This is a genomic window from Micrococcaceae bacterium Sec5.8 (genome assembly GCA_039636775.1).
Classification (GTDB): Bacteria; Actinomycetota; Actinomycetes; order Actinomycetales; family Micrococcaceae; genus Arthrobacter.
In genome coordinates this window covers 1,588,195-1,609,666 of sequence record CP143429.1, presented here as the reverse complement: position 1 = coordinate 1,609,666, position 21,472 = coordinate 1,588,195, and the positions used below count along the sequence as shown (strand labels likewise).

Below are 21,472 nucleotides of genomic sequence, written 5' to 3'. Positions count from 1 at the left end.
ATCTTGAGGGTGGCCGAGGCCGTAGTCAGTTCTGACAAGAGCATGGCAGTCATACCCAGCCGGGTGGCGGCGATCCGGCGTCACGCCCACCCGTTAGTCAGGTTCGAACACGAGCCCTGACTGACCGCCGGCTCGGTGGCATCTCGCTCGTGCTAAGCGGAGCCTTGTTCCTCACGAAGTCAGCCCTGGAATTCATCGCCGGCGACCCGCCCGCGACCGGCCCGGAGATCCTGGCGTGGCGCTCCTCCCATGAGGTGGCACTGGCCTGGACCGACGAGACGTTTTTCGCCGCCACCGTACTCCTAGTCCCCGCGGTGATCGCGCTCTACCGCAGCCTCAAAGGACCCGACCGTCCCTGGGCGGCGTTCGGCTGCGGGGTGTACGCCGCCTTCATCCCGGTCAACTTCGCTCTGCTCATTGTGCACGGACGGCTGGCCTTTCCCATATCCGGTATCGGCATCGATGATCCAGCCGCCGCCGCCCTCGTGGTGTCCCTTTACTACGGGGGCATGCACACGGAATGACCGCCAGGCAGCGATCTTTGGTGCAAGCATCAAAGCATCCGTCGCACCGGTGCGCCGCATTCAACCGGCGCTCCCCTTCCTCCCGGGCAACCCCGTGGGCCGCACGGCCCTGTTGGCTCAGTTCTCCGCCCACCCCTGGAAGCTGCCGCAGGATCTGGTCCTGCATGAGCTTCGCGGATTCAAGACATCAACCAGTCTGGATCCGGCCCTCAACGCGCTGATTCACGGACCCCACCAGGAAGGCGCACCAGCCGGCTCACTCAAGGGCAAAATGGTCATTGGATGGGGGCGGAAGGACAAAGTCACCGCTCCCAGCGAGGCCGCGCGCGCCACGAAACTGTTCCCGGATGCAACACTCCACTGGTTCGAAGACTGCGGTCACTTCCCACACTGGGACCAACCAACGGAAGCGGCGCGCCTGATCCTCGCTAGCACCGGCTGAGCTGCCGCTGAGCGCCGGGGCGGATCATTTTACGTTGAGTTGGCTTCAGAAAGGTGGAACCTGCGACGGCTGGGGATGATGCCCAGGTCTTGGGATGCATCGAGCGGCGGCTCGGGCGGGCCCTACGCGTCAGGGTTGGATGAGGCCAGCGGCTCATAGCAACTTCGCTTAATCTGTAGGGCGAGAATCAGGAACATCACCAATGTCTATCTCCACGATTTCCCCGGTGCGGGAAGATGGATCCATGAGTAATTCTGGCCCCCGCGCCGGTGGGCCGTCCCCTCGAAGGTCGTTCACTCCGGCACAAAAATTGGCGCACTTGGATGCGTATCAACGGGCCTGCGACGACGGCACCGGAGGCGGGGCATACCTGCGCCGCGAGGGCCTGTATTCATCCCAAATCACCGAGTGGCGCAAGCTCCGCGACGCCGGCATCCTGGAGGGCAAGAAGCCTGGGGAAAAGATCGGCAAGCCCACTGCTGAACAGGCGGAAATCGGTCGTCTACGCCGGCAGCTGGAGGTGAGTGAACGCAAGCTGGCACGGACTGAAGCTGCGTTGTCGATTATGGAAAAAGCACGACTGCTTTTGGAGGATATCTCCGAAAGCGCGGAGCAGCAGTCCTGGTACAAGAAACCCTGATGTCTGCCTACACCGCCCTCACCGGCGCGGACATCCCAACCAGGGAAGCAGCCGTGATTGCCGGGGTCCCCAGGGCCACAGCGACCCGCAAAGTCCGAATCCCGGCGGAAGACCCGCGGCCCGCCCCGGCACCGGCAAATAAGCTCTCAGCGGCGGAGCGCGCTCACATCCTGGCGACCGTGAACTCGAAGGATTTCATCGATCTGCCGCCGGTGCAGATTTATGCCCGGCTCCTGGATGAAGGCATCTATTTGTGCTCAATCTCCACGTTCTACCGCGTTCTGGAGGAGAACCGGCAGGTCAAGGAACGCCGCCGACAGGCACGCCACCCGGCCCGGGCCGTCCCGGAGCTGGTCGCGACCGGCCCTGGGCAAGTTTTTTCGTGGGACATCACCAAGCTCGCCGGCCCGATCAAGGGCAAATACTACGATTGCTACGTCATGATCGACATCTATTCCCGCTACATTGTCGGCGCCTACGTCCATGCCCACGAGTCCGGGGAACTGGCCGTGGAAATGATGAAGGAGATCTTCGGTATCCACGGCATCCCGCAGATCGTCCACGCCGACCGTGGCACCTCCATGACGTCCAAAACAGTCGCCGCGCTGCTCTCGGATCTGGAGATCACCCGGTCCCATTCCCGTCCGCGCGTCAGCAATGATAATCCGTACAGTGAGGCTTGGTTCAAATCGCTGAAGTTCGCCCCCATATTCCCCGAACGCTTCGGGTCCCTGCCTGACGCGAGGGCCTTCATGGGCTCCTTCGTCGACGGGTATAACCACACCCATTGCCACACCGGAATCGGCCTCAACACACCGGCAGACGTGCACTACGGACTGGCCGCCGGCAAAGCCCTTGAACGCGCCAGAACCCTTGCCGCCGCACGGGCAAAAACACCCGAACGATTCACCACCAACAACGACCCCAAGATCATCACCATCCCCGACAGCGCCTGGATCAACAAACCAGCCGAGAAAACCGACACCAAAGCCGCAGCCTAACTCCCACTGGCCTCATTCACCTTGACAAATTCCGGGGCGCAGACGAACGTTTTGTACCAGCTCACGTACCAACGGTCTCGGGGTCGGCGCACTGGCGGCCGTAGACGCCATAAAGGCAGTCCCGTTCCAGAACGCCGGAGACGGTGTCCGGGGTGGTTGCTTCCCACAGAAATTAGTCATATTGAGTGTCTGACCTGGCCGGCTCGTTCCGCTAGGTGCGTTAGAGGGCCGGGGTCTGGAGCAGCTGATACTCGACCACCGTACACCGGGCCGTCACGCGGGTCCGGAACCGCAAAAGTGCGGCTCACTTACTACGCATGGGGCAGGACAAATGCCAGCGCTCACGCTGATTCCCGCGAGGCTGTGCTGAGGGGTTTCTTCGGGGATTAGATTGGCTTAATGCCCCGGACCCCGAGGGCATCGATCCCCGTGATGTCGCTCCATCCTTACACACGACGTCCACACCGGCATGGGTCCCCACTCAAGCGTCCACATCATCTCTAGACGGGCCCTTGTGTCGTGTCCCGTCGGCGGGCCGATTGCGCGGATTCTGGATACCGACGGCGGAAGCAACGCCGCCGAGTATTAACAGCGCCGCCGTCACGGCTAACATCCGGTGAAATCCATCCAGGTCAAGTTCCGTACCGACGATGACGCCCACCAGCGCGATGCCGATCAGACCCGCAACCCTGCTGACGGCGTTGTTCACTGCCGAACCGATACCGGCCCGGTGTTCGGAGACTGAACCGAGAATAGCGGCGGTGAGCGGCGCGACGGTCGCTGAGAGTCCAACTGCGAACAGGAGGATCCCCGGCAGCAGTTGGCTCCAATAGTTGACCGGCACTTCAGATGCGAGCATTAGGAAGTAGCCGATGCCGGCAAGAACCGGGCCAAGCGCCATAAACCACCGCGGGCCGAACCGCCCGGCCAGTGAACCAAACCATGACGAAAGTAGGATATTGACGATACTGACGGGAAGCAAGGCCAGGGCAGCCAACGTCGCCCGATAGCCGGCAACCTGCTGCAGGAACACTACGATGATGAATCCCCCGATCGACAACGCGGCGTAATTGAGGGCCGTAGCCACGTTGCCGACGGCGAAGTTTCGGACGGCGAACAGACCCAAAGGCAGGAGCGGATGCTCCGCGGTTCTTTGCCGCCAAATGAACCCGGCCAGGCATAGGATGCCGAGAATTAGGGGCGCCAGAATCAGCGGGCTCCCCGGCCCGTAGTTGCCTTGTTCGATCAGCGCGTAGACCGGGCCCGCCAACCCGAGCACACAGAGGACAGCACCCGGGTAGTCGATGCTCACCCCCGCCCTGCGCAATTCCTTGGCCCGCAGCGCACACAACAAGTACAAGGTCACCGCGATGGGCAGGACGTTGATCCCGAAGACCCAACGCCAGCCCACCGAATCGACGAGCACTCCCCCGAGCAGGGGGCCGGCGACGAAAGCCACTGTTGTCCCAGCTGTCCACTGGCCGATCGCCTTCGCCCGCGGAGCCTGATCGAAGTTTGAGGTGATGAGGGCGAGGGAACTGGGCACCAGCAGGGCGCCAGAGACGCCTTGAAACGCCCGCGCCAAGATCAGCACCTCCGCGGTGGGTGCCAGCGCACACATCACTGACGTCGCACCGAATCCGATCAGGCCTGCACGGAGGACCACCACGCGTCCGAGCAAATCAGAAAGCGAACCGGCGACCAGGATCAGCGAACCCAGAGTGATGAGGTAGGCATCGACGATCCATTGCTGCGTAGTTAAGCCGCCGCCCACTTCACGCGAGATGGCTGGCAGCGCCACGTTGATGACGCTGCTGTCGAGAAACGCCACGAAGGACGCGAGAATCGCTATCCAAAGCACGTGCCTCTGCGTACGCGCCACCGATGGGGAATCCATCCTCCCAGTTAACACCCCACCCGGTGGCCGGGCTCACTCAAGAAATGCAGTCACCCACCGCGTCGATTGATGCCCTCCACCCGAAAACCCGACCACGGGGCCGATAGTTCTGATCAGGACCCTCCGCCAGCGTCATCATTTCCCCCCCAGCTCCGAAGTAGTCGCGCGCGCAAGCCCAACCCGAAGGAAATCGCCGCGCGACCCATAGAACTCCCCCGGAGCTGACCTTTCGGGCGCAGAACCCATCATCGGGATCATCACCATGCACAGGGCGCGTTCACCTGCTCATCCTGCTTACTCGGCCACCACCACTGATTGCTCGCCCGGCACAGGATGTCCATGCACTTGTACCAGTTGTGAAGGCTGAGCCGGCAGTGCTCTTCAGCTGTCCTAGAGCCGCCGGCCTCCGGGAATATTCTCACTCCAGAACGGGGGCATCTCGCCCTCATTGTGTTCCGCTTCCCGACGGCCGGTCTCCGTTTCGGTCGCCTTCGTCACGAAACGACTCCAAATCTTATTCCGTCGACATAGCTGGTCGCCCGATACGCCGCTCGCACCGGGTTCCGCGGCCCCTCGGGGGATATTCACCGTCACATTCGCAGTCTCGGTTTCTTTGGGGTCCGCTACATCGTCGATAGTCAGCATTAGTTGCCAAACAAGGAGCACCGCGCGCGAAGATCCTTCAAGGGGTATCGTTTCGGCTGAGGCACGGGATACGTCCAGCTTCTGTCGCCGGGGCACTGATAGGGTCTGCCGATGGATGAACCAGTGCAAAGACAGAACGCATTGAGTGTGGAGGATCTTTCCGGGCGTCCCGGGTTCGATGAAGAGTTTCTGGGTGTCCGGGTCGGTATTCCGGCCCTGGTCGGCGTTGAGTCTGCCCTGCTCCCCTACACCCATTTTTCCGTCCTCATGCGACTGGACAAGCGCCTGGCAGCTGTGACCGCTCTCGGAATGGACGGCACCAAGCTGATCGATCTGAACCGGGCAGGGATCCAGTGGAGACTGGATCCGCGGCTGCGCCCCGACCGGCAGACAGGCGAGGCGGTCTATGCCGGCAACGATATTGACCGCGGCCACCTCGTCCGCAGGGCATCCGCCGTCTGGGGCGCGACGAGGGCGGAAGCTGCCCGGGCCAACGCTGACACGTTCCACTACACCAACGCGGCCCCGCAGGCAGCGAAGTTCAATCAGGGAATGGAACTCTGGCTCGGTCTGGAGTCCTACCTCCAGGACAACGCCGCCGACTACGGCCGGCGGCTCGTCGTCTTCACGGGTCCGATCTTCAGTGACACCGATCCCGTCTACCGCGGCGTGCAGATTCCGCTGAAATTCTTCAAAGTTGCCGCGTTCATGCACCAAGGCGCCCTCGCGGCCATCGGATACGTCGTGGACCAGACACCACAACTGTCGGACCTCCCGGACGTACCCCGCCCGGGCGCACTCGACACCGCTCCCCCGTTGGGTCCGTTCCGAACATTCCAGGTACCCATCAGAGATATCGCCGCACTGACCGGCCTCGACCTGGAACAGTTGACCGCCGTAGACCGGATGCCCATCGCTTCAACCCTGCCCACCGCACGTATCGCATCCACCCGGCGGCGGCTGAGAACACCGCAGGACCTTGACCTCGATTTCGAAATCAGGGACCAGGAACCCCACCCGCCGGCCGTGCCTGACCCGTTGTAATGTCGCTGCACGTTTCCTTGCAGTACCTGTGTATCCCGTTGCCGCCTGCGGCGGGAGAAGAATCTTCTTTGACGTTCCTTCCGGTGACTGGTTGGTCCCGCCGGCGTAGAGTCGCGCTGGACAAGGAGCGCCTGCCGGCGCAGCGCCCCGGCCCATCCCAGGAGGACCCCTATGAGCCATGTGACGACCAGCCCTGGGGCTGCCGCCGCAGCGCAGACGCTGTTCCGGGTCGCCCTCGGAGGCGTGCTCATCGCTCACGGATCCCAGAAACTCTTCGGATGGTTCGGCGGAGGAGGCATCCGGGGAACGAACAAGGGCATGCACGCCATGGGCTTCCGCCCAGCAAAACCCAGTGCCATCCTCGCGGGGGTGAAGCGGGAGCCGGTGTTCCCCTCGCCCTGGGGCTGGCCACTCCGGCCGCCGGCGCCGCCGCTGCCAGGATGGGCGTCGCTGCCAGCGTCCACGCCCCTGACGGCTTCTTCGCCACAGAGGGAGGGTCGAGTACCCCGCGGGTACTGGGCCTGGCGGCAGCGTCGTTCACCATCGGAGGGCCCGGACCCTTCCCCCTCGACTCGCTCACCGGTCAGGTCCTGGACCGTCCCTAGATGCGGGCGGCTGCCTTAGTCGTGAAACCGGCAGCCATCGCGGTCCAGATCTACCGCCGGCGTAAAGCCCTGGCCGAGGACACGGTGGCACCGGCTTCCGGAACCCCGGTGGAAGAAGCCTCGCAGCCCCACACGCCTTAGCTTGAATCCACACTTTGGCCTGGGCCCACAGCCTCGTTCGCCTCTCAGTGCGATCTGATGGAGGGCAACGTGGCCAGCTCCCACCGCCAAAACAGCCAGGACAGCGACGCCGGATGCGGCGATGACGGGAAATGTGGCTCCGACGGCGGGGTACCTGGTGGGAAGGCCATGGCAGAAGCCCACCGGGTCCCTGGAACTCGACCTCGAAGCCGGCCGCACCTGCCGACTGGCCAGGCTCAGCGATCTCATATCAGCTCCGGATCAGTGGCCATGTCATGCCGTTCCCCCCGAAGTCCTCCATGAACAAGTATCAGAGCGGACAATCCGGACCGGCCGCAACCCAAGGTCGACCTAAAGAATAATCAGCAAATCATGTAGTACGCGGTTCCAGCCACCATGAAGCAGTGAACGCGAAAACCCAACGGAAAGGACGAACGAGGATGAACACCCAGAACAGACCCCGCGAGGAGGCACCCGGTCCGCCGTAGCCAGAGGCTCCCCTACACAACCGAATAGGCCGTTTCCGGGACCCCACACACCCGGAACATCAGATCAGAGGCAAGAGTGTGCACACTGTCCACACGAAAAAACACCCAAAAAGCCACTGACCTGCGGAAACACTGTGCCCAAGGTGGGACTCGAACCGGGTTCCGGGCCTCGGAAATACTGGGAAGTCCCGAAAACATGCGGGATCCGGGCCAGTCCGGCACCGGTACGGCCCAGTCCGGGACCCAAAGTGTGGACACTGTCCACACCCCCAATTCTCCCCACCAGAGGCCTCCCCCAAACTGCCGCACCCAGCGTTGACAGGGTGCGGCAGTTATCTGTCTCGACAAAGTTGAATAAGCCGTTGGACTCCCCGAGCGGCAGCCATGTGGTCATGCGCTCGCTCGGTGCGGGGACTGACCGCGCAGGGTTGTCGGGCGCTAGGCGCCTCATAACGATTCCACCTCCGTTCATCCCCTTCATGGGCGGAAGCGTCGACAGCTGCATGACCGGGCAGCGACCCTTCAGACGCTGACCGCGGACTAGCAGAGCCACACGAAGACAACGGAACCCGGCGGCGTCACCAGCCGCCGACAGCACGGTGTCCACGATCAAGGCCTTGCCCGAACGCAGCACGAGCTGCCCCACGACGGCATAACGTTGTCGTGTCCCGTTAGGGGGAACCTTGGGTGCAGCCGGTGTTGCGCAGGGCTTACTCAAACGCAACGTCGGTTGGGTGAAGTGTCAGCAGGGCGGAACCCGTCCCTTACTGACGGGAGCGGCACCCATTCCGGGGTACCGGGCTACGGAGGTAGGAGGACTACAAGGCGGCTCCGCTTTGATCCTGGTTCGGATACGTTTGTTCCTATGAGTGAAATAAATGAGGACTTTGATGCTGCAAGCGAAACCGAAGAGGAACGCAAGCGTCTAGCACCCTCACCGGCGACACTACGCGAGCTTTACATGTACTCCGGCAACATATGTGCATATGAGCCGTGCACTGCCGCCCTACTACTGGCAGACGGCACCCTGAATTTCGAGGTAGCACACATACATGGTGTTAAAAAGGGGGCTGCGCGCGGAAAACATAATCTTTCGAATGAGGCGCTACGCGACAAGTCAAACCTTGTTCTGCTTTGTCTCACACACCATAAAGTTGTTGACAACCTGGACAATGAAACCGATTACCCTGTCTCAAGAGTTCAGAAAATAAAATCTGACCACGAAGCTAAGTATCGTCAAGCCATGGCAAACCTTGATCGCATGGTGGATACGTCCCTCCAGATTGATCCCCTGTTGCCAAGCAATCTGTACGGAGCCGAAGAACTACGGGACTTTGATGAGAACGACAAAGTGATACTTCAATCTGCCGCAGACATGGAGCAGTTTGTTGCCAACGTTGCAAAACAACCCGTCGCCATAAGGGATCTGATTCTCTTCATTCTCGACAAGGGCGAGGAGATGAAAAACCTTGGTTCGGAGAGGCCTGCACCAATAGCGACCTCAGATATAGAGATTGTGGGAAAGACGAATATCAGTCGGCCGGAATTGTTTCGTTGGGCTCATCACCTACGGGCCGCAGGACTTCTGTCGATGATCGAACCAGACGAAGACGATGACGATTCGAGATATTTTTTCCGCCTCGTCAACTCTGGTCCACAATCGGGTGATTGGAACATTTTCAACACACTGAAAGAGATCGCGGAAAAGGACCCAAAGAAGCGCCGGGAAGTTCTGGTGCGAGCTATTATCGAGCTTGACTTCACCATGTTCGAGGGCTCGCGTCACGACGGAGGATAGAAAATCTGCCTAGGTGACAAGTTTGATGGCTCTTCGCGGTTCATGGGGAACGGGATTCCCGGATGAGTGTCATGCCGCCGTCCGGACGGCACTTCTCATGAGAATAACCGATTTGTAATTGCCGGGGTTCCGGTAGCCGCGGGCGGTGCGTTTGATGTGCTTGATGCCGGTGTTGTTGGCCTCGACCTTGCCGGTGGTGGCGCCGGTGACGATGAGGACTTCGATCTCGTTCCACCACCGGCAGACGGTGCGGTAGAGCTTGTTGGTCTCTGGCCGTCCGGCTGCTTCAACCAGGATTTTGAGTTCCTCTTTCGCTGCGGCGGCGTCGGCCAGGGAGTCGGTGCGCAGCAGCGCCCTGAGTTGTTCCTTGACGTTCCACACGGCTTGCAGCTTGCCGGTCGGGTCGTCGGCGGTGAAGACCTCAGCCAGCCGGTGGGCTGCCTGTTCGGAGAGCGTGTCGCCGGCCCGCAGGAGCAGCATTCGGTGCGCCCGGGCCTTGTCGATTCCGCGGCCGCGGCGGCCCTTGACCTGCTGGGACAGGTTCTGCCGGGCCTCAGTAACGGCCTGGTCGGCCAGTGAGACCAGGTGGAAGTGATCGACCGCGACGGCGGGGCGGGGAATCCACATCCGCAACGCCTTGCGGAACGCAGCCGAGGGGTCGATCGCGACGACCTGCACGCCCAGCCGCCACTCCAAGGGGCGGGCGAAGAGCCAGTCGCCGACGCCCCTGTGGTCCCGGCCATCGACCACGCCCAGGACCTGCCCGGTGTCCAGATCAACGATGGTTGTCATCCACGGCTCGTGCCGGATCCATGCACTCGAGTCAGGGTCCCGGAAGAACCGCACGGACCGGAACCGGTGTTCATCGATGCCCAGCATCCGCGGCCTGAGCTCATCCACATCCGGCAGGGTCAGAAGGCAGGCTTCGGTCAGCGCCGCGCGGACCATCCACCAGGACACGGCAAACGCAGCAGCGGTCTCGGACACGGCACGGCCGGAGCTGATGACGGCATCAACGACGTGGTCCCGGAGCCGGCCGGTGGACCGGGCACCGTGCGGGACCTGGGCAGTGGATTCAAAGAACGACAGCCGCGGGCAGGCCCGTTCTTCGCAATGCCAGCGGTACTTGGACCAGAGCACTTCGAGCGCGCCGGCGACAGGGATGTCCCGGATCCGCTGGAAGCGTCGTTCCTTCCGCCGAGTCGCAACGACACCGCAGTTCGGGCAGCCCGGTGGCTGGTCTGTTTTAACGATGATCTGGCGCCGGCCATCAGCCAGCACGGTGGCGGAGACGACGCGGTAGTCGGGCAGGTTGAAGATGCTGGTGGCAGCGTCGAACGCCACAACGGTAGGCTCAGTCAAGGCTCGTGGTCCTGTTCCTGGTTGAATGCTAGACACACTCATCCCAGCAGGGCCACGGGCCCCTTTTTTAGCTACGACACGGAATCAATTCCCCACGAACCACGAAGAGCCAAAAATACCGGCCTCAAAGCCACTCAACCCCGAGAGTCAACGAAATCCGAGGCAGTCCCGGACTACCGGGGTACGGCGTGAAAGGTTGGTGAGTATTTGGGACTTACTCGGAAGGGGAGTTCAAGAGGCGTGCCTTTTCTTGGGCGAACTCCACCTCGCTGAGGACGCCTTTGTCTCGCAATTCAGCGAGTTTGCTGAGTTCATCCAGTCTGTTGACTCGAGGGATCGAGAGTGGAATCGGAGTTTCTAGGTGACTGGCGTCTTTCTGTTCGCTCCGTCGCATAATTGCGGTTATAAGAGAGCTGAAGGCACGAGCTTCAGCGCTTGCCTGCTGATGAAGGACGTCGCCCCGCTTGACTTGGTTGAAGCGTAGAAAGCTGATGCCCAGAATGGGGTTTTTCGGATCATCCACTTCTAGCCGCAGAACCAACGACTTGATGACATCGACTGTGGTGTTCTTCGCTCCCAGAGCACCAATAACCGCACCACCTTTGTTGGGCGCTAACGCGTTGCCGACGAGAGCCCCGCCGATCTGGCGCAGACGAGAAGCATGGGTTATAGACTGCCCATCTTCATAGATTGAGACAGACATGATCTTCTCGGCGGGGACCATGATTGACTTCCACTGGGGTGCGATTCCGACATAGATCTTGCCCCTCTCGGAATCGACTCCCAGGTAGGTGTTTTTGTCATCATGAACTTGTGAAGGCGCGAAGTTGCGGTCTGACTTCAACTGCTCGAGGAACTTGCCTTTCGCATCCCGGGCAGCGCTCCGATCCTTGGATTGCTCGATGAAGCCCCAAACCATTAGTGCGAACAAGCCGCCTAGGACCAAGACAGTCCAAAACACATCCACCGCGCGGGCCCCGTTTCCAAGAAATCATTTCTTCTGATCGGTGAAGCTTACTACGCGCCTTCGATGGGGGAACTGCCGGGCTCTTGTTGACTCGGGGACTTAGGCTGCTGCGAGCGCTTTAACCGAAGTCGAGTGCCCAGCAGTGAATTTTTCGAAGTCACGTGCACCAAGCGCCACGGACGCCGAGAGTCTTGTCAGGCGAGGCTGGGTGTATTTGTGGGCTGTCAGGGACGCCTGCTCGCGGCGGGTGATCGGGTGGGCGATGGATTCGGTCCAGACCACCGCCCTGGTCGAACGAGCACTGCGTATGGCTTACATCCTGCGCGGCGGAGGCCCGGCCGGCGTCGTGTTCCACGCCGACCGCGGCACTCAGTCCCAATAGCAACTGTTGCTTCGACCGGTTGAATACGCCCAGTACACCTCTGCCCAGCTCAACGATGTCTGCACCGGACTCGGCGTCCGCCAATCCGTCGGCAGGACGGGCGTGTGCTGGGATTGCGATGCAGGAATCGTTCTGGTCCACCCTGAAAACCGAGTTCTACGACCGGCACCGCTGGCCAACCAGACACGACGCGATCCGGGCAACGGGCCGCTGGATCGAGAAGTTCTACAACCGTGCCCGGCTGCACTCAGCCCTCGGCTACACCACACCCGCGGAACACGAACGAATCCTCACCACGGGCAAACCTCAGCCGGCACAAGCCGCCTGATCAACTGTCCACGATTTGCGAGCAACCCCAGCGGAGCTACGAGGACCTGTGAATCGCAGCGGTATTTGGCGTTGTTCTGTCAGCGGTAAGGCGGCGTGCCCGTTCTGGGGAAGGTTCAGAGGGTCCTGGCCTCGCTCTCATGGGCCCGGAGGTTTTGTCGGGGCGGGTTTGACTTGTGGCCGCCCGTCAAAGCGTCTTTGAGCTGGGCCCCCTGTAGCCGCTGGAAGCACCGTCTGCGAGCATTGGGGGCATGGACATCGCAGCTGTTGTGGTTTCGGTTTTTGCTTTCCTGGCCGCCGCCCTGAGCGCCTTGTACGCCCGCCAGCAGGTTCGCGTTGCCCAGACAGCCTCACGCGCCCAATCTCTCCTCGCTGTCTTGGACTACCTCCAGCGACCGGATATCCGTGATTCGAGGCGGGAGGTCCTAACTATCTTGAACACCCTTCCCGCCTCGGCATGGACAGAGATGCAGCGCGCAACTGCTTCCAACGCGTCAGCTTCCTACGACCTCGTGGGGACACTGCTCAAAAGCGGGGTTGTCGACAAGGGCCCGATCATCCAGAACTACGGAGCCAGCATCATTCGTTGCCACGACGTGTGCGCCCCCATGATTCAAGGCTTCCGCGCCAACATGCCTGATGCCCTTGCCCGGAGTTACTGGGACGACTTTGATTGGCTGGCAGATGAGGCCCGTAAGGAGTTCGGCCACAGGTCCGACGAGTAACCATCAGGTGATCACTGACGCACCTGGTCGGTGCCGCACTTGACTTCGCGCCACCAAGCAGAACGGAATGCCGCCAGCAAGCGCCGAAGTCCTCAGACCGGAGGATTCTCGATTCGCAGCCTTCTCGAAATCCTTCATTTTAGAGAAATAGGCCCCGCGCTCATTCAAAGGACCCCGTGGTTCAAGGGTGGCCGTGTCTCCTCGGACAGTGCCCCAAATTGTCGTTTGCGGCTCCAACGATTGACAAGGATCGGATTGCAGGCTGAACCTGCTAACTAGGGTTTGGCCCAGTTGAAGAAATTCAACGGTCGTCTGCCCAGGACGGTCGTGTGAGGGGCGGATAGCGCATGTCGAAACAGAGCGATTTGGCGGGACCTTTGGCTACGGTGGCCATTGCCACTTTAGGAGGTCCGCTTCTTGTAGTTCGGGCCGGTTTGGGGGAAGTGGTCAAGTATGCGCAGTCTCGATACGACGAGTCCGAGCAGCCAAGGCAAATCCGGAGGCAAGTTGCCGGAGCGGTATCCAGATGGGCGGATAGCGAAAAGTTGAGCGACAGCGCTGTCGATCTTGGGCTGGCATTGGCGGCCGAGAACGTAGCGCGTTACGGAGGCCACCGCGTACGGGGTCGGCCCCGAGACCCTCCGCAACTGGCTGGTCAAGTACCGCGCGGCCAACGGCGGCACGGAGGCGGATCTGACGGTCTCTGAACGGGCCCGGCTGAGGGAGCTCGAGCGTGAAGTTCAAGAGCTGCGGGCGGAGACTGCCTTCCCAAAAAACCCGCGCTTAATTCGCGCGGGAGCAGCGGTAGTGAGCAAGTATGAATTCATCGATTCCCAAAAGCTGAGCCCGCCAACCTGAATTCAGTGGTGAGAATGTGCCGCTGGTTGGCCGTCTCGACGTCCGGTTTCTATCAATGGGCCACCCGTCCGCAATCGGCAACCCAACATAAACAAGTTCTCGGATGCCAAGATCGATCTCAACTTGCAAATCCTCGTTCGCGCCAGAGTTTGGCGCTAGAACCGTCTCCAAGCAATGGGAACATCCAGGTATGACGGCACCAACCCGTTGCACCCGGGTTTGGTCCCAGAGCTTCGATGGATCTCAAATACGATCGACCGTTTAAAATTGCTTGCCCAAGTGCATTTCGACCAGAACCGCTGTCGCCGGTGCAAGGGCCGACAGTCGCTTCACAGGCTGCTACGAAAATGAGCCAGTCCCACGAGCTGTACTGACGCGGGCGAAGGAGCAGGTTCGGGCGCGGGTTCCGCTTTCGAGGCCGGCGGTCGGTTACAAGTAAGCCGCAAACAACTGCGCGTAAGCTCTCTGGCCGAGTGGGTTGGGATGAAACGACCAGACTTTGAGCGGGCCTGAGGGGTCAACAACACCGTTGAACCAGGAACGGCCGGTGCACACTTCGTGACCCGGGAAGGTAGACCGGGAACCGAGGGGGTCAACATAGGTGACTCCGGGAACAGACGCCGCGGCCTTCTTGATGACGTCATCAAGCCGCACCGTATTTGCTCGCAACCAGGTCATCTCTCCGCCGTTGATCTTCTCGAGCGGCGTCAAACGGACGTCGGAACAGGAGCCTACATTGACGCTGTCTGGATCTGGGAAGATCTGAGGATAACCAGCCACAAGAATCCGGGTAGTCGGAGAGGTTGCCGCTCGGATGCGACGATAGACTTCCGGGAGGTTGGCTTGTAGGCGGGACAACTGAGTGTCCACCATCTTGCTATCCTTCGTCTTACAATTCGTCACACGGACAAGACAATCGAAGAGCACGTCTCCAAAGTTGATGTCATTTCCGCCCACTGTAATGGTCACCAGTGAGGTCTCGTGCGTCAAAGCTGTGATCTGGGCAGATGGTTCATCCGCGTACTGACCCTCGCCAATTACCTGAGCAATAACAGCGCCCGAGCATGCGCGGTCAGCAGTCAGGGTCAGGGAGCGGAGTCGTGCTAGAAGATGCGGATACGACTCCAGACCACGGTGACAACGATCGGTGGGAACATCGGTTCCCGGCTCGAATGGTGGTGCTCCCTCTCCTGATGAAAAGGAGTCTCCGAGAGCGACATAGGCTTTGTTGCCTGCAGCTGCGGTCCAGACAATTGCGGCGGTGGTCTGGGGTTCCCCTGCTGACGGAGAGCCATTGGCATCGACATCGATCCACGCTTGCAAAGTGTCTGTTCCTTTGCCGCTGCCGCCCAAGTAGGAAAACGACACATGACCAGCTGCGTCCGTCGTGCAGGTGCCACATGAAACGGTTGCACCTGTATTCGGACCAGCGGAAATTCTTTCCGCGAGCTTTGTTCCGCTCACGGGCGCGCTCGTCACCCCGTCGAGCAGTTGTGCAGTCGCCGCGGCGTATGTGCCAGAAGCGCGAGTCTGAGAAACTGGATCGAGAGAAAGCGGGAAGCTGCGGAGGCCAGAACCTTGAGCCAGGATGTACGGTGTCCCGATAGTGCCGTCACTCGCGGTGTAGGCTGCCCCGAAATCCTTCGCTATGGCGAGCACCGTGAAGTCTGCCGGCCATGTATCGAACGCTTCATGGACTGAGCAGCTCCAGTCCGAGAGCTGGACATCGGTTAGTCCCGACAATGCCGGGTGAGTCGCGACGATATGGGCCGAGTTGTGACAGTTGACCCCTGTCGCGGTGAACCCGCCCGGCCGCAATGCATCCAGCAATGGCACCGGTGTCTTCGCTCCCACACCTTCGTAATAGCAGCTCAGGGCGATATACGCTCCAGTTTTCCCTACTTGATCCACCACAAAATCAACTGCGCGCCGGGTGACGGTATCACCGCCCTGCGCGGCGTGGTAGACGGGGTCGGTTCCGGCTATCAACACGTTGCCGGTAACGGCCGGACCCCAAGCAGCGACGGTGCCTTCCGCGGTTTTGGGAATTACATCGGAGCAGGTCGCGTCGCCTAGAATTATGGCGCGATATGTGGAGAATTGAGCCTGATTCATCGTCTGCCAGGTAGCGTCGTCAACAACAACCGGGGTAAGGCCCCTAGCAGCCACTTCGCTAGCTTCGATGCTGTTGGTGCCACCTGTCACGGTACTGCCAAGTATGAGTACTTCGTTTGCAGCTGCGGTTGCTGGCGGTGTCATGACTGCCAGGAAGCCAACAACCAGCATGGCGATTGAGGCCACCGAGATAAGCCGCTGGCTTTGTCGATAAGATCCCGGGCGACGCGTCCTGTTGCGAATCACGACATTCTCCGTTCCTGGAAATGCGGCTTCTTTCGGCGGAGCTCACGGCCCGACGGGCGCGATCATAGTCCCAGAGGACTTGGGGTACTTCCCTAACAACGGCATATCTCAACATCGCTTGGTCGTAGGCTTCGCACTCGAGCCATCGGCTCCAGGAGTCGACAGTATTCCCGGCAACATTCCCTGTCACGAGTGGCCATTACTTGGCCTTGACGTTCTTCATACCTATCTGGACATGTGGTGTGTATGCTGTCTCACCGTTGCTTCTCGAGTGCCGCTTTTTGGCAAGGCCCCCGCTGTGCCCCTCGCTCGCATATGGGGCGTCTCAAATATGATCCTTTGCTGAGACGAACCAACCGGCGACGGGTCGTAGAAATCTCCCTAAGAGCCCCATGCCGAAAATTCTTCCGATCCTTCCCCACCCCCGGGACCTGAATTCGAGTGTCTACTTTCGCCGTAACTACAAGTCACTTCAAAAGATCAAAGTACGCCGTGTCGGAGTTCCAAGCTATGGGATGCAGCAAAGTACCCACCGCGGGATTTAGCGCGCTGTACATCATCCCGTCCCCCGCATAGATGCCAACATGCCCCCAGTCGGCTGGCCCCTGTGCGTTCTGGACCACCAGGTCCCCCGGCTGCGGATTCTCGGTCCGCGTACCGACCCTCCATTGATCCACTCGCGGCAGGTTGATCTTGGCCTGCCTGTATATCCACTGGACGTAACCGGAACAGTCCCACGCTTTGAACGTCGTGCCACCCCACACGTAGGCACCGCCGACTCCTTCCTGCGTGAACCGCAGGATATCTTTGCGGATTTCGCTCAGATTTGCGGGCACGACCGTGTCCGTAGAGGAATTCCGCGGATCGGCGCACTTAGCCGGTGACATTCCGCCGTCGAGCGCCTCAACAATAGCCGTTGCTTCAGCCTCCCACCGTGCATACAACTCCGGAAATGCCGACACCTGAACGGCTTGCGCAGCTTGGCCTTTGTTCATGGATTGCCAGCCTCGGATATCCAACAACCCCGGCGGGCTGCCATGGTTGGGTCCGGCCGGTCCGCCGTAAAAGGCCCGTACGTTGTACGTCGGATCCATCAATTGCTCAACTGTCCCCCAGCCCGCCGCCGGACGTTGCTGGGCGGTGCCGAGGGAATCGTGGTCGCGGCCGACGCCATCATGCGGGAACTGGAGCGAGGCTGGTACGTTCACGTTTGCGAGGACTCTGAGGCTGGATTCCTGCAGAGCCATCATGATTGCGATGATCTGGCCCTCTCGCGGGACACCCAATTGCTGACCAATGGAAACGTAGTCCCCCGCGACAGTCAATTGCCTGGCGGTCACGTTGACCGGAGCCCGGTTACTTGTGCGGATGCTCAGGGCGCCGGATTCGCCGGCGCCGGGCTGGCCAGCCGCGCCACTCGTCGAGCAGACGGACGGGGTGTCGGCCGCGCTCGCGCCGAGCACCGCCACGGCTGCGCTAAACGCAATGGAACCCACCAGGATCAAGATGGTGGCCGCGGCCAGCGAAACCCGCAGAAAGGCCCGGCGCTTGACCAGCCCAGCAAACACCATGGCGGCTGGCATCAATAGACGATCCTGCTCGGTGCGGCGTAAAAGCCGACCATGACGCAGTGATCCGCCGGGGCCGTGACAGCCGGCGGACAGTTCACCATGACGCTGACAGGTGCCGTGTAGGCGTTGCGAGCAGAAATTGATTGATCCAGAACGCTGACGGAGACTGTGCAAACATGCAGTCCCTCCCATGGCGCCGGCCGCTCCCGAACCTTGGCCAACTCGCTGTCGCAGTGCAGGGATTCGACCGCGGCCGAACGGTGCGCCTGCTGATCGGCCAAAGTCGCATAGCTTCCCGCGTTGACCCCGGTCGCTTCGAACTCCTGCACCAACACTGCCAAGGGATTGGACCCGTCCGGCAGCACGTCCCACCAGTCACGGAGCCGTGAGTAGACCTCCGAGTAGGACGACGTTCGCGTGTCCCAGGTGTAGATCGCTGTCGCCGCCGCGGCGGCGAGCTGGCGGAAGTCAGCAGTGCGGGGCGCGCCCTCCGGATCGGCAATCACAACGTCGGGAGCCACCGTGGGAGTTTGTGCCGGCGTCCCAGGGGAAGCGTTCGCCGGGCTCTGAGGGATCTGCGTCGTCGACGGCGCTGCAACCGGAGCCTCTGCGGGCGTGGGCGACGGCCGCGTGAGAGCGAAAAGCGCCGTGACCACAACCAAGAGCGCGACTGCTGCGATCCACCATCGACGTCGGCTGCTTGGACCAGGTTGAGCGTTCATCTGCATCACGGACATTCGGACCTCCTTCTCGCCGTTCATGGCGGGAGGATCGGTCCACAACATGACTTAGTAGGCAGTCCGCGTCCCGGCCTGGAGAATCCTCCAAGCTGTTCGATACAACCGGCGCGCAAAGCCGATCTGGACGGCCACATAGCGCTCAGTGACGCCCAACTGGGCCGCCAGAACTTCCAGAGCCCTCCTCCGTTCGGGTCCTCGAAGGCCGGGGCGAACGATACTTTCGGCTGTTCTGCGGAGTACCGGTGTGGGCAGGCACTCTGCTGCGTGCCGGGACACGTCTCCGATATTGCTAATGGCCGCCTGATCGACATCCAGGGCATTTTGAACGGTTTTCGCCGTCTTGCGCACCACGGTCACCGCGTGCCAGCGCCGGCGGTCCTGTGGCGACGGCGGACCGTAGTGTCGCGGCCCGGTGAGACTGTCCACGGCAAGATCCCAAACTCCTGCCGGCACGCTGGCCCGGGTCAGCTCAATGATCATTTGTGCCCATTGCTGGTCAATAATCTGCTCGGCACTTTGACCTCCACCCCGGTCCATGCCCAGCAACGCCAAAGGAACAAATGCCGCCGGCCCGTCGGCATTCCCTGGTTCCATGATCAGCGGGAGTGTCTGATGGTTCAGCTCCCGACGGGTGTGCGCGGCGCACACGTTCGCACACACCCCCTGGACCCACGCACCGAACGGAATACCGGGAAGCTGGCGGTAATGCCCCCGGGTCACCCCATCCCACACCGCGACCCGGATGTCCTGCATAACGTCGTCCACGTCGCAGGCCCGGCCGATCCGCGAGAGATGCGAAACCACGTACCGCTGAACGCCGTCAACGGCGATCATGATTTGATCTACCGGAACGGCAACCGCGGCGGACTCCGGCGCACCGCGCAGGGAGATGTCGATACTTCCTACATTTGGATGATCTTGTGGGGCCTGATTCAATCTGGCTTCGACTCGCATGGTCTTCACCGCTTCAACTAAACGATTCCAATAAGTCCGGCACCGGCACGACCGGCGCTCTAAGAGTGGCAGCGAAACCCAAGGGCGACCACTACGACAGGAAAGCTATACAAACTATTTTCAAAGATAATTAAAGTATCGTCAAGACTGCGGGTCTTACTTTTCGGGGATCGCTAGGTGAGAATGGTTCCATGCCCAGGATCACGCAGCCTCACGACGAAGCCTGGTCGAACGACGTCGAGGCCGCTGTCGCGACATTTGGCAATAGATCACGGAACGAGATCCTCCGCTACCTCTCCGCGCACGGTCCGGCGACCCGCGGTGACATCGTGGCAGCAGTAAGCGCCGGCGAGCCGAGCGTAGCCAAGCACTTGCTTGCACTTGAGGAGACCGGCGCCATCGCGGTGGACCTTGAGCCGGGCCGGCGCCATGGCCGCTCGCCGCGCTATTCAGCCAACCCCGCGCGGATCAAGGAGTTGTTGTCGGCTCATCTTCAGTATCTCCTGGAGGATTAGCTTCTGCTGCCTCTTCTGCTCCAGGATGGCGCTCTATGTCCTTGTTGAGGTATTCAGAGATGGCCCTCAACGTCTCCGGAGAAACATCACCCAGCGTCCGCGCCGCGAAGGTCTTCACCCTGGCCGCACGAAGCGACTTCACAAACTCGAGTTGCGAATCGATCCGCTCGGGCAAGCCGGCGCTGTCGCCGATCAGGTACGAGGTGTCGACGTTGAAGATGTTGCACAGCTCGGCCAAAAGCACCGGATCGCTGACCAGGCGACCAGTCCCCTCTTTCATATAGAACCAGCGCGCGCGGGACAACTTGATGCCCCGCGCCTCAAGTTCGGCCTGGACCTCCCGGAACGTTACGGGCTTCCCACGTTCGGCAACCACGACGTCGAGCAGCAGATTCAGACGACGGGCCAGCTGGGCCTGGGGAGACAACCTGTCACTGCGACCTGCCTCATCCATCCGCGCTGCCCACCCCTCGATCTGATGCGGGGCCGGAAGCCCGGTCAGGCGCTCCGACTCCCTTTTGCCCCAGTATTGCCTGAGTCATCCTGTGCGGCAATCAATTGCTCAATCCGACGGTCCACGTAAGCCATCAGGACAAGCTGGGCCGACGGGCGCAGGGGCAGGTTCCGGATCGCCGGGGCCGCCATGTCCTGACCGGCTTTGAGGAGCTCCAGTGGGAGTACGTCATTCGCGTCCAGGTGGTAGCAGACCTCGGTCAGGACTTCACTCAGAGCACGCAGGAACTCGGCCTGCTCGCCTGCGGATCCGTGATGCCAGTACCGCTCGGCACGAAGCAGTAGCGCCGCCTCGGCGAAGGCCCTGATCTGCGGGTGGACTGCCATGGCCTGATCCTCGATCCCTTTGGGGATTCATTGACGCGCATGGGCCTTTCCAACATGACCGAAACCGGAGTAGCCTGCTGCTGTAGACCCGTCTACAGAAGTAGTCCTTCACCATTCCCCTGGTTGTGGTCCCCCATGTCGAGCATTTTGATGAACCGAACACGCAGCCGAATTATCCGCTTCCTGCTCAGGAACGGGCCCTCGACCTGTGGCCAGATCGGCAGGGAACTGTGCGCCTCGCCTTCGGCCATCCGCAGGCAACTCGGCCTGCTCACCGAAGCCGGGCTGGTGCAGCGCTCATCGACTCAGTTCAGTGCCTCAGCCGAGCAGGTGCAGCTCCACGCCGCGGCCCTCAATGCGAGTTTCCAGGTCACCGTCATGCCGCCGTGATTTCCGGCGTACATGGACGGGGACAGGACTCGCGCCGACGGTCCTCGCCGCAAATCCACGAAGGGATCGGACAGGGGCATGAAACTTGAATTCTTCGAACCAGCCGAGGCTGCCACTGTGCTCAAGTGTTCAGAGGCATGGCTTAGGGACGGGGCTGCCAAGGGTGAGTTCCCGCACGCCGTCTGGGGAAAAGGGAAGATTGTCTTCACGTCGGTCCACCTCCGGGAGATTGCAGAGCTACGTGAAGTCCGGTCT

17 protein-coding genes and 4 pseudogenes are annotated in these 21,472 nt (G+C 61.1%); 12 read left to right on the top strand and 9 right to left on the bottom strand.

The genetic code is table 11. The annotated features are described in order from the left end of the window. Positions 1-164: 164 nt before the first annotated feature. From VUN84_07355 to VUN84_07345, 3 genes and pseudogenes are all read left to right on the top strand, one after another. On the top strand, positions 165-524 hold the full coding sequence (locus VUN84_07355; protein ID XAS65450.1) for a hypothetical protein: 360 nt from the start codon (positions 165-167) through the stop codon (positions 522-524). Between the two features lie 49 nt (positions 525-573). Then, complete coding sequence (locus VUN84_07350; protein ID XAS65449.1) at positions 574-966, top strand: alpha/beta fold hydrolase; 393 nt, start codon at positions 574-576, stop codon at positions 964-966. 244 nt (positions 967-1,210) lie between these two features. Continuing rightward, positions 1,211-2,607 (top strand): annotated as a pseudogene (locus VUN84_07345) (IS3 family transposase). 481 nt (positions 2,608-3,088) lie between these two features. On the opposite strand, the gene VUN84_07340 reads toward VUN84_07345, so the two are convergent. Next, positions 3,089-4,504 carry an MFS transporter gene (locus tag VUN84_07340; GenBank protein XAS65448.1) on the bottom strand — a complete coding sequence of 472 codons (1,416 nt, stop codon included), beginning with the start codon at positions 4,502-4,504 and terminating at the stop codon, positions 3,089-3,091. A gap of 768 nt (positions 4,505-5,272) precedes the next feature. Between VUN84_07340 and VUN84_07335 the strand changes: the two genes are divergently transcribed. From VUN84_07335 to VUN84_07320, 4 genes and pseudogenes are all read left to right on the top strand, one after another. Next, positions 5,273-6,193 carry a DNA/RNA non-specific endonuclease gene (locus VUN84_07335; protein ID XAS65447.1) on the top strand — a complete coding sequence of 307 codons (921 nt, stop codon included), beginning with the start codon at positions 5,273-5,275 and terminating at the stop codon, positions 6,191-6,193. Between the two features lie 171 nt (positions 6,194-6,364). After that, positions 6,365-6,505, top strand: a pseudogene (locus VUN84_07330) (DoxX family membrane protein). A gap of 128 nt (positions 6,506-6,633) precedes the next feature. Further along, a complete protein-coding gene (locus VUN84_07325) occupies positions 6,634-6,798 on the top strand; it encodes a hypothetical protein (protein ID XAS65918.1) in 165 nt (54 codons plus the stop codon). A 1,494-nt stretch (positions 6,799-8,292) separates the two neighbouring features. Continuing rightward, complete coding sequence (locus tag VUN84_07320) at positions 8,293-9,225, top strand: HNH endonuclease signature motif containing protein (protein ID XAS65446.1); 933 nt, start codon at positions 8,293-8,295, stop codon at positions 9,223-9,225. Between the two features lie 69 nt (positions 9,226-9,294). Here the strand turns inward: VUN84_07320 and VUN84_07315 are convergent, their stop codons facing one another. Continuing rightward, a complete protein-coding gene (locus VUN84_07315; GenBank protein ID XAS65445.1) occupies positions 9,295-10,587 on the bottom strand; it encodes an ISL3 family transposase in 1,293 nt (430 codons plus the stop codon). A 214-nt stretch (positions 10,588-10,801) separates the two neighbouring features. Further along, complete coding sequence (locus VUN84_07310; GenBank protein XAS65444.1) at positions 10,802-11,518, bottom strand: SHOCT domain-containing protein; 717 nt, start codon at positions 11,516-11,518, stop codon at positions 10,802-10,804. 238 nt (positions 11,519-11,756) lie between these two features. On the opposite strand from VUN84_07310, the pseudogene VUN84_07305 reads away from it, so the two are divergent. From VUN84_07305 to VUN84_07295, 3 genes and pseudogenes are all read left to right on the top strand, one after another. Further along, positions 11,757-12,195 (top strand): annotated as a pseudogene (locus VUN84_07305) (integrase core domain-containing protein). A gap of 319 nt (positions 12,196-12,514) precedes the next feature. Beyond that, complete coding sequence (locus VUN84_07300; protein ID XAS65443.1) at positions 12,515-12,988, top strand: hypothetical protein; 474 nt, start codon at positions 12,515-12,517, stop codon at positions 12,986-12,988. 603 nt (positions 12,989-13,591) lie between these two features. After that, positions 13,592-13,929 (top strand): annotated as a pseudogene (locus VUN84_07295) (transposase). A 346-nt stretch (positions 13,930-14,275) separates the two neighbouring features. Here the strand turns inward: VUN84_07295 and VUN84_07290 are convergent. The 4 genes from VUN84_07290 to VUN84_07275 all read right to left on the bottom strand — a co-directional run bounded on the left by VUN84_07290 (position 14,276) and on the right by VUN84_07275 (position 19,472). Then, a complete protein-coding gene (locus VUN84_07290) occupies positions 14,276-16,207 on the bottom strand; it encodes an SGNH/GDSL hydrolase family protein (protein XAS65442.1) in 1,932 nt (643 codons plus the stop codon). Between the two features lie 467 nt (positions 16,208-16,674). Further along, on the bottom strand, positions 16,675-17,790 hold the full coding sequence (locus tag VUN84_07285) for an NlpC/P60 family protein (protein XAS65441.1): 1,116 nt from the start codon (positions 17,788-17,790) through the stop codon (positions 16,675-16,677). Continuing rightward, complete coding sequence (locus VUN84_07280) at positions 17,790-18,299, bottom strand: hypothetical protein (protein ID XAS65440.1); 510 nt, start codon at positions 18,297-18,299, stop codon at positions 17,790-17,792. The genes VUN84_07285 and VUN84_07280 overlap by 1 nt, the downstream gene beginning before the upstream one ends. A gap of 267 nt (positions 18,300-18,566) precedes the next feature. Further along, positions 18,567-19,472, bottom strand: coding sequence for a hypothetical protein (locus VUN84_07275; GenBank protein XAS65439.1), 906 nt, complete (start codon positions 19,470-19,472; stop codon positions 18,567-18,569). 191 nt (positions 19,473-19,663) lie between these two features. Between VUN84_07275 and VUN84_07270 the strand changes: the two genes are divergently transcribed. Further along, positions 19,664-19,987 carry a helix-turn-helix transcriptional regulator gene (locus VUN84_07270; protein ID XAS65438.1) on the top strand — a complete coding sequence of 108 codons (324 nt, stop codon included), beginning with the start codon at positions 19,664-19,666 and terminating at the stop codon, positions 19,985-19,987. Here the strand turns inward: VUN84_07270 and VUN84_07265 are convergent. Beyond that, entirely contained in the window at positions 19,941-20,441 is a 501-nt protein-coding gene (locus VUN84_07265) for a hypothetical protein (GenBank protein ID XAS65437.1), read from the bottom strand. The two genes, VUN84_07270 and VUN84_07265, sit on opposite strands and share 47 nt — an antisense overlap. Before the next feature lie 44 nt (positions 20,442-20,485). Then, the gene (locus tag VUN84_07260) at positions 20,486-20,827 is read right to left on the bottom strand and encodes a hypothetical protein (protein XAS65436.1); all 342 of its coding nucleotides are present in this window, start codon (positions 20,825-20,827) and stop codon (positions 20,486-20,488) included. A 150-nt stretch (positions 20,828-20,977) separates the two neighbouring features. On the opposite strand from VUN84_07260, the gene VUN84_07255 reads away from it, so the two are divergent. After that, a complete protein-coding gene (locus VUN84_07255; protein ID XAS65435.1) occupies positions 20,978-21,217 on the top strand; it encodes a helix-turn-helix domain-containing protein in 240 nt (79 codons plus the stop codon). Positions 21,218-21,472: the final 255 nt, after the last annotated feature.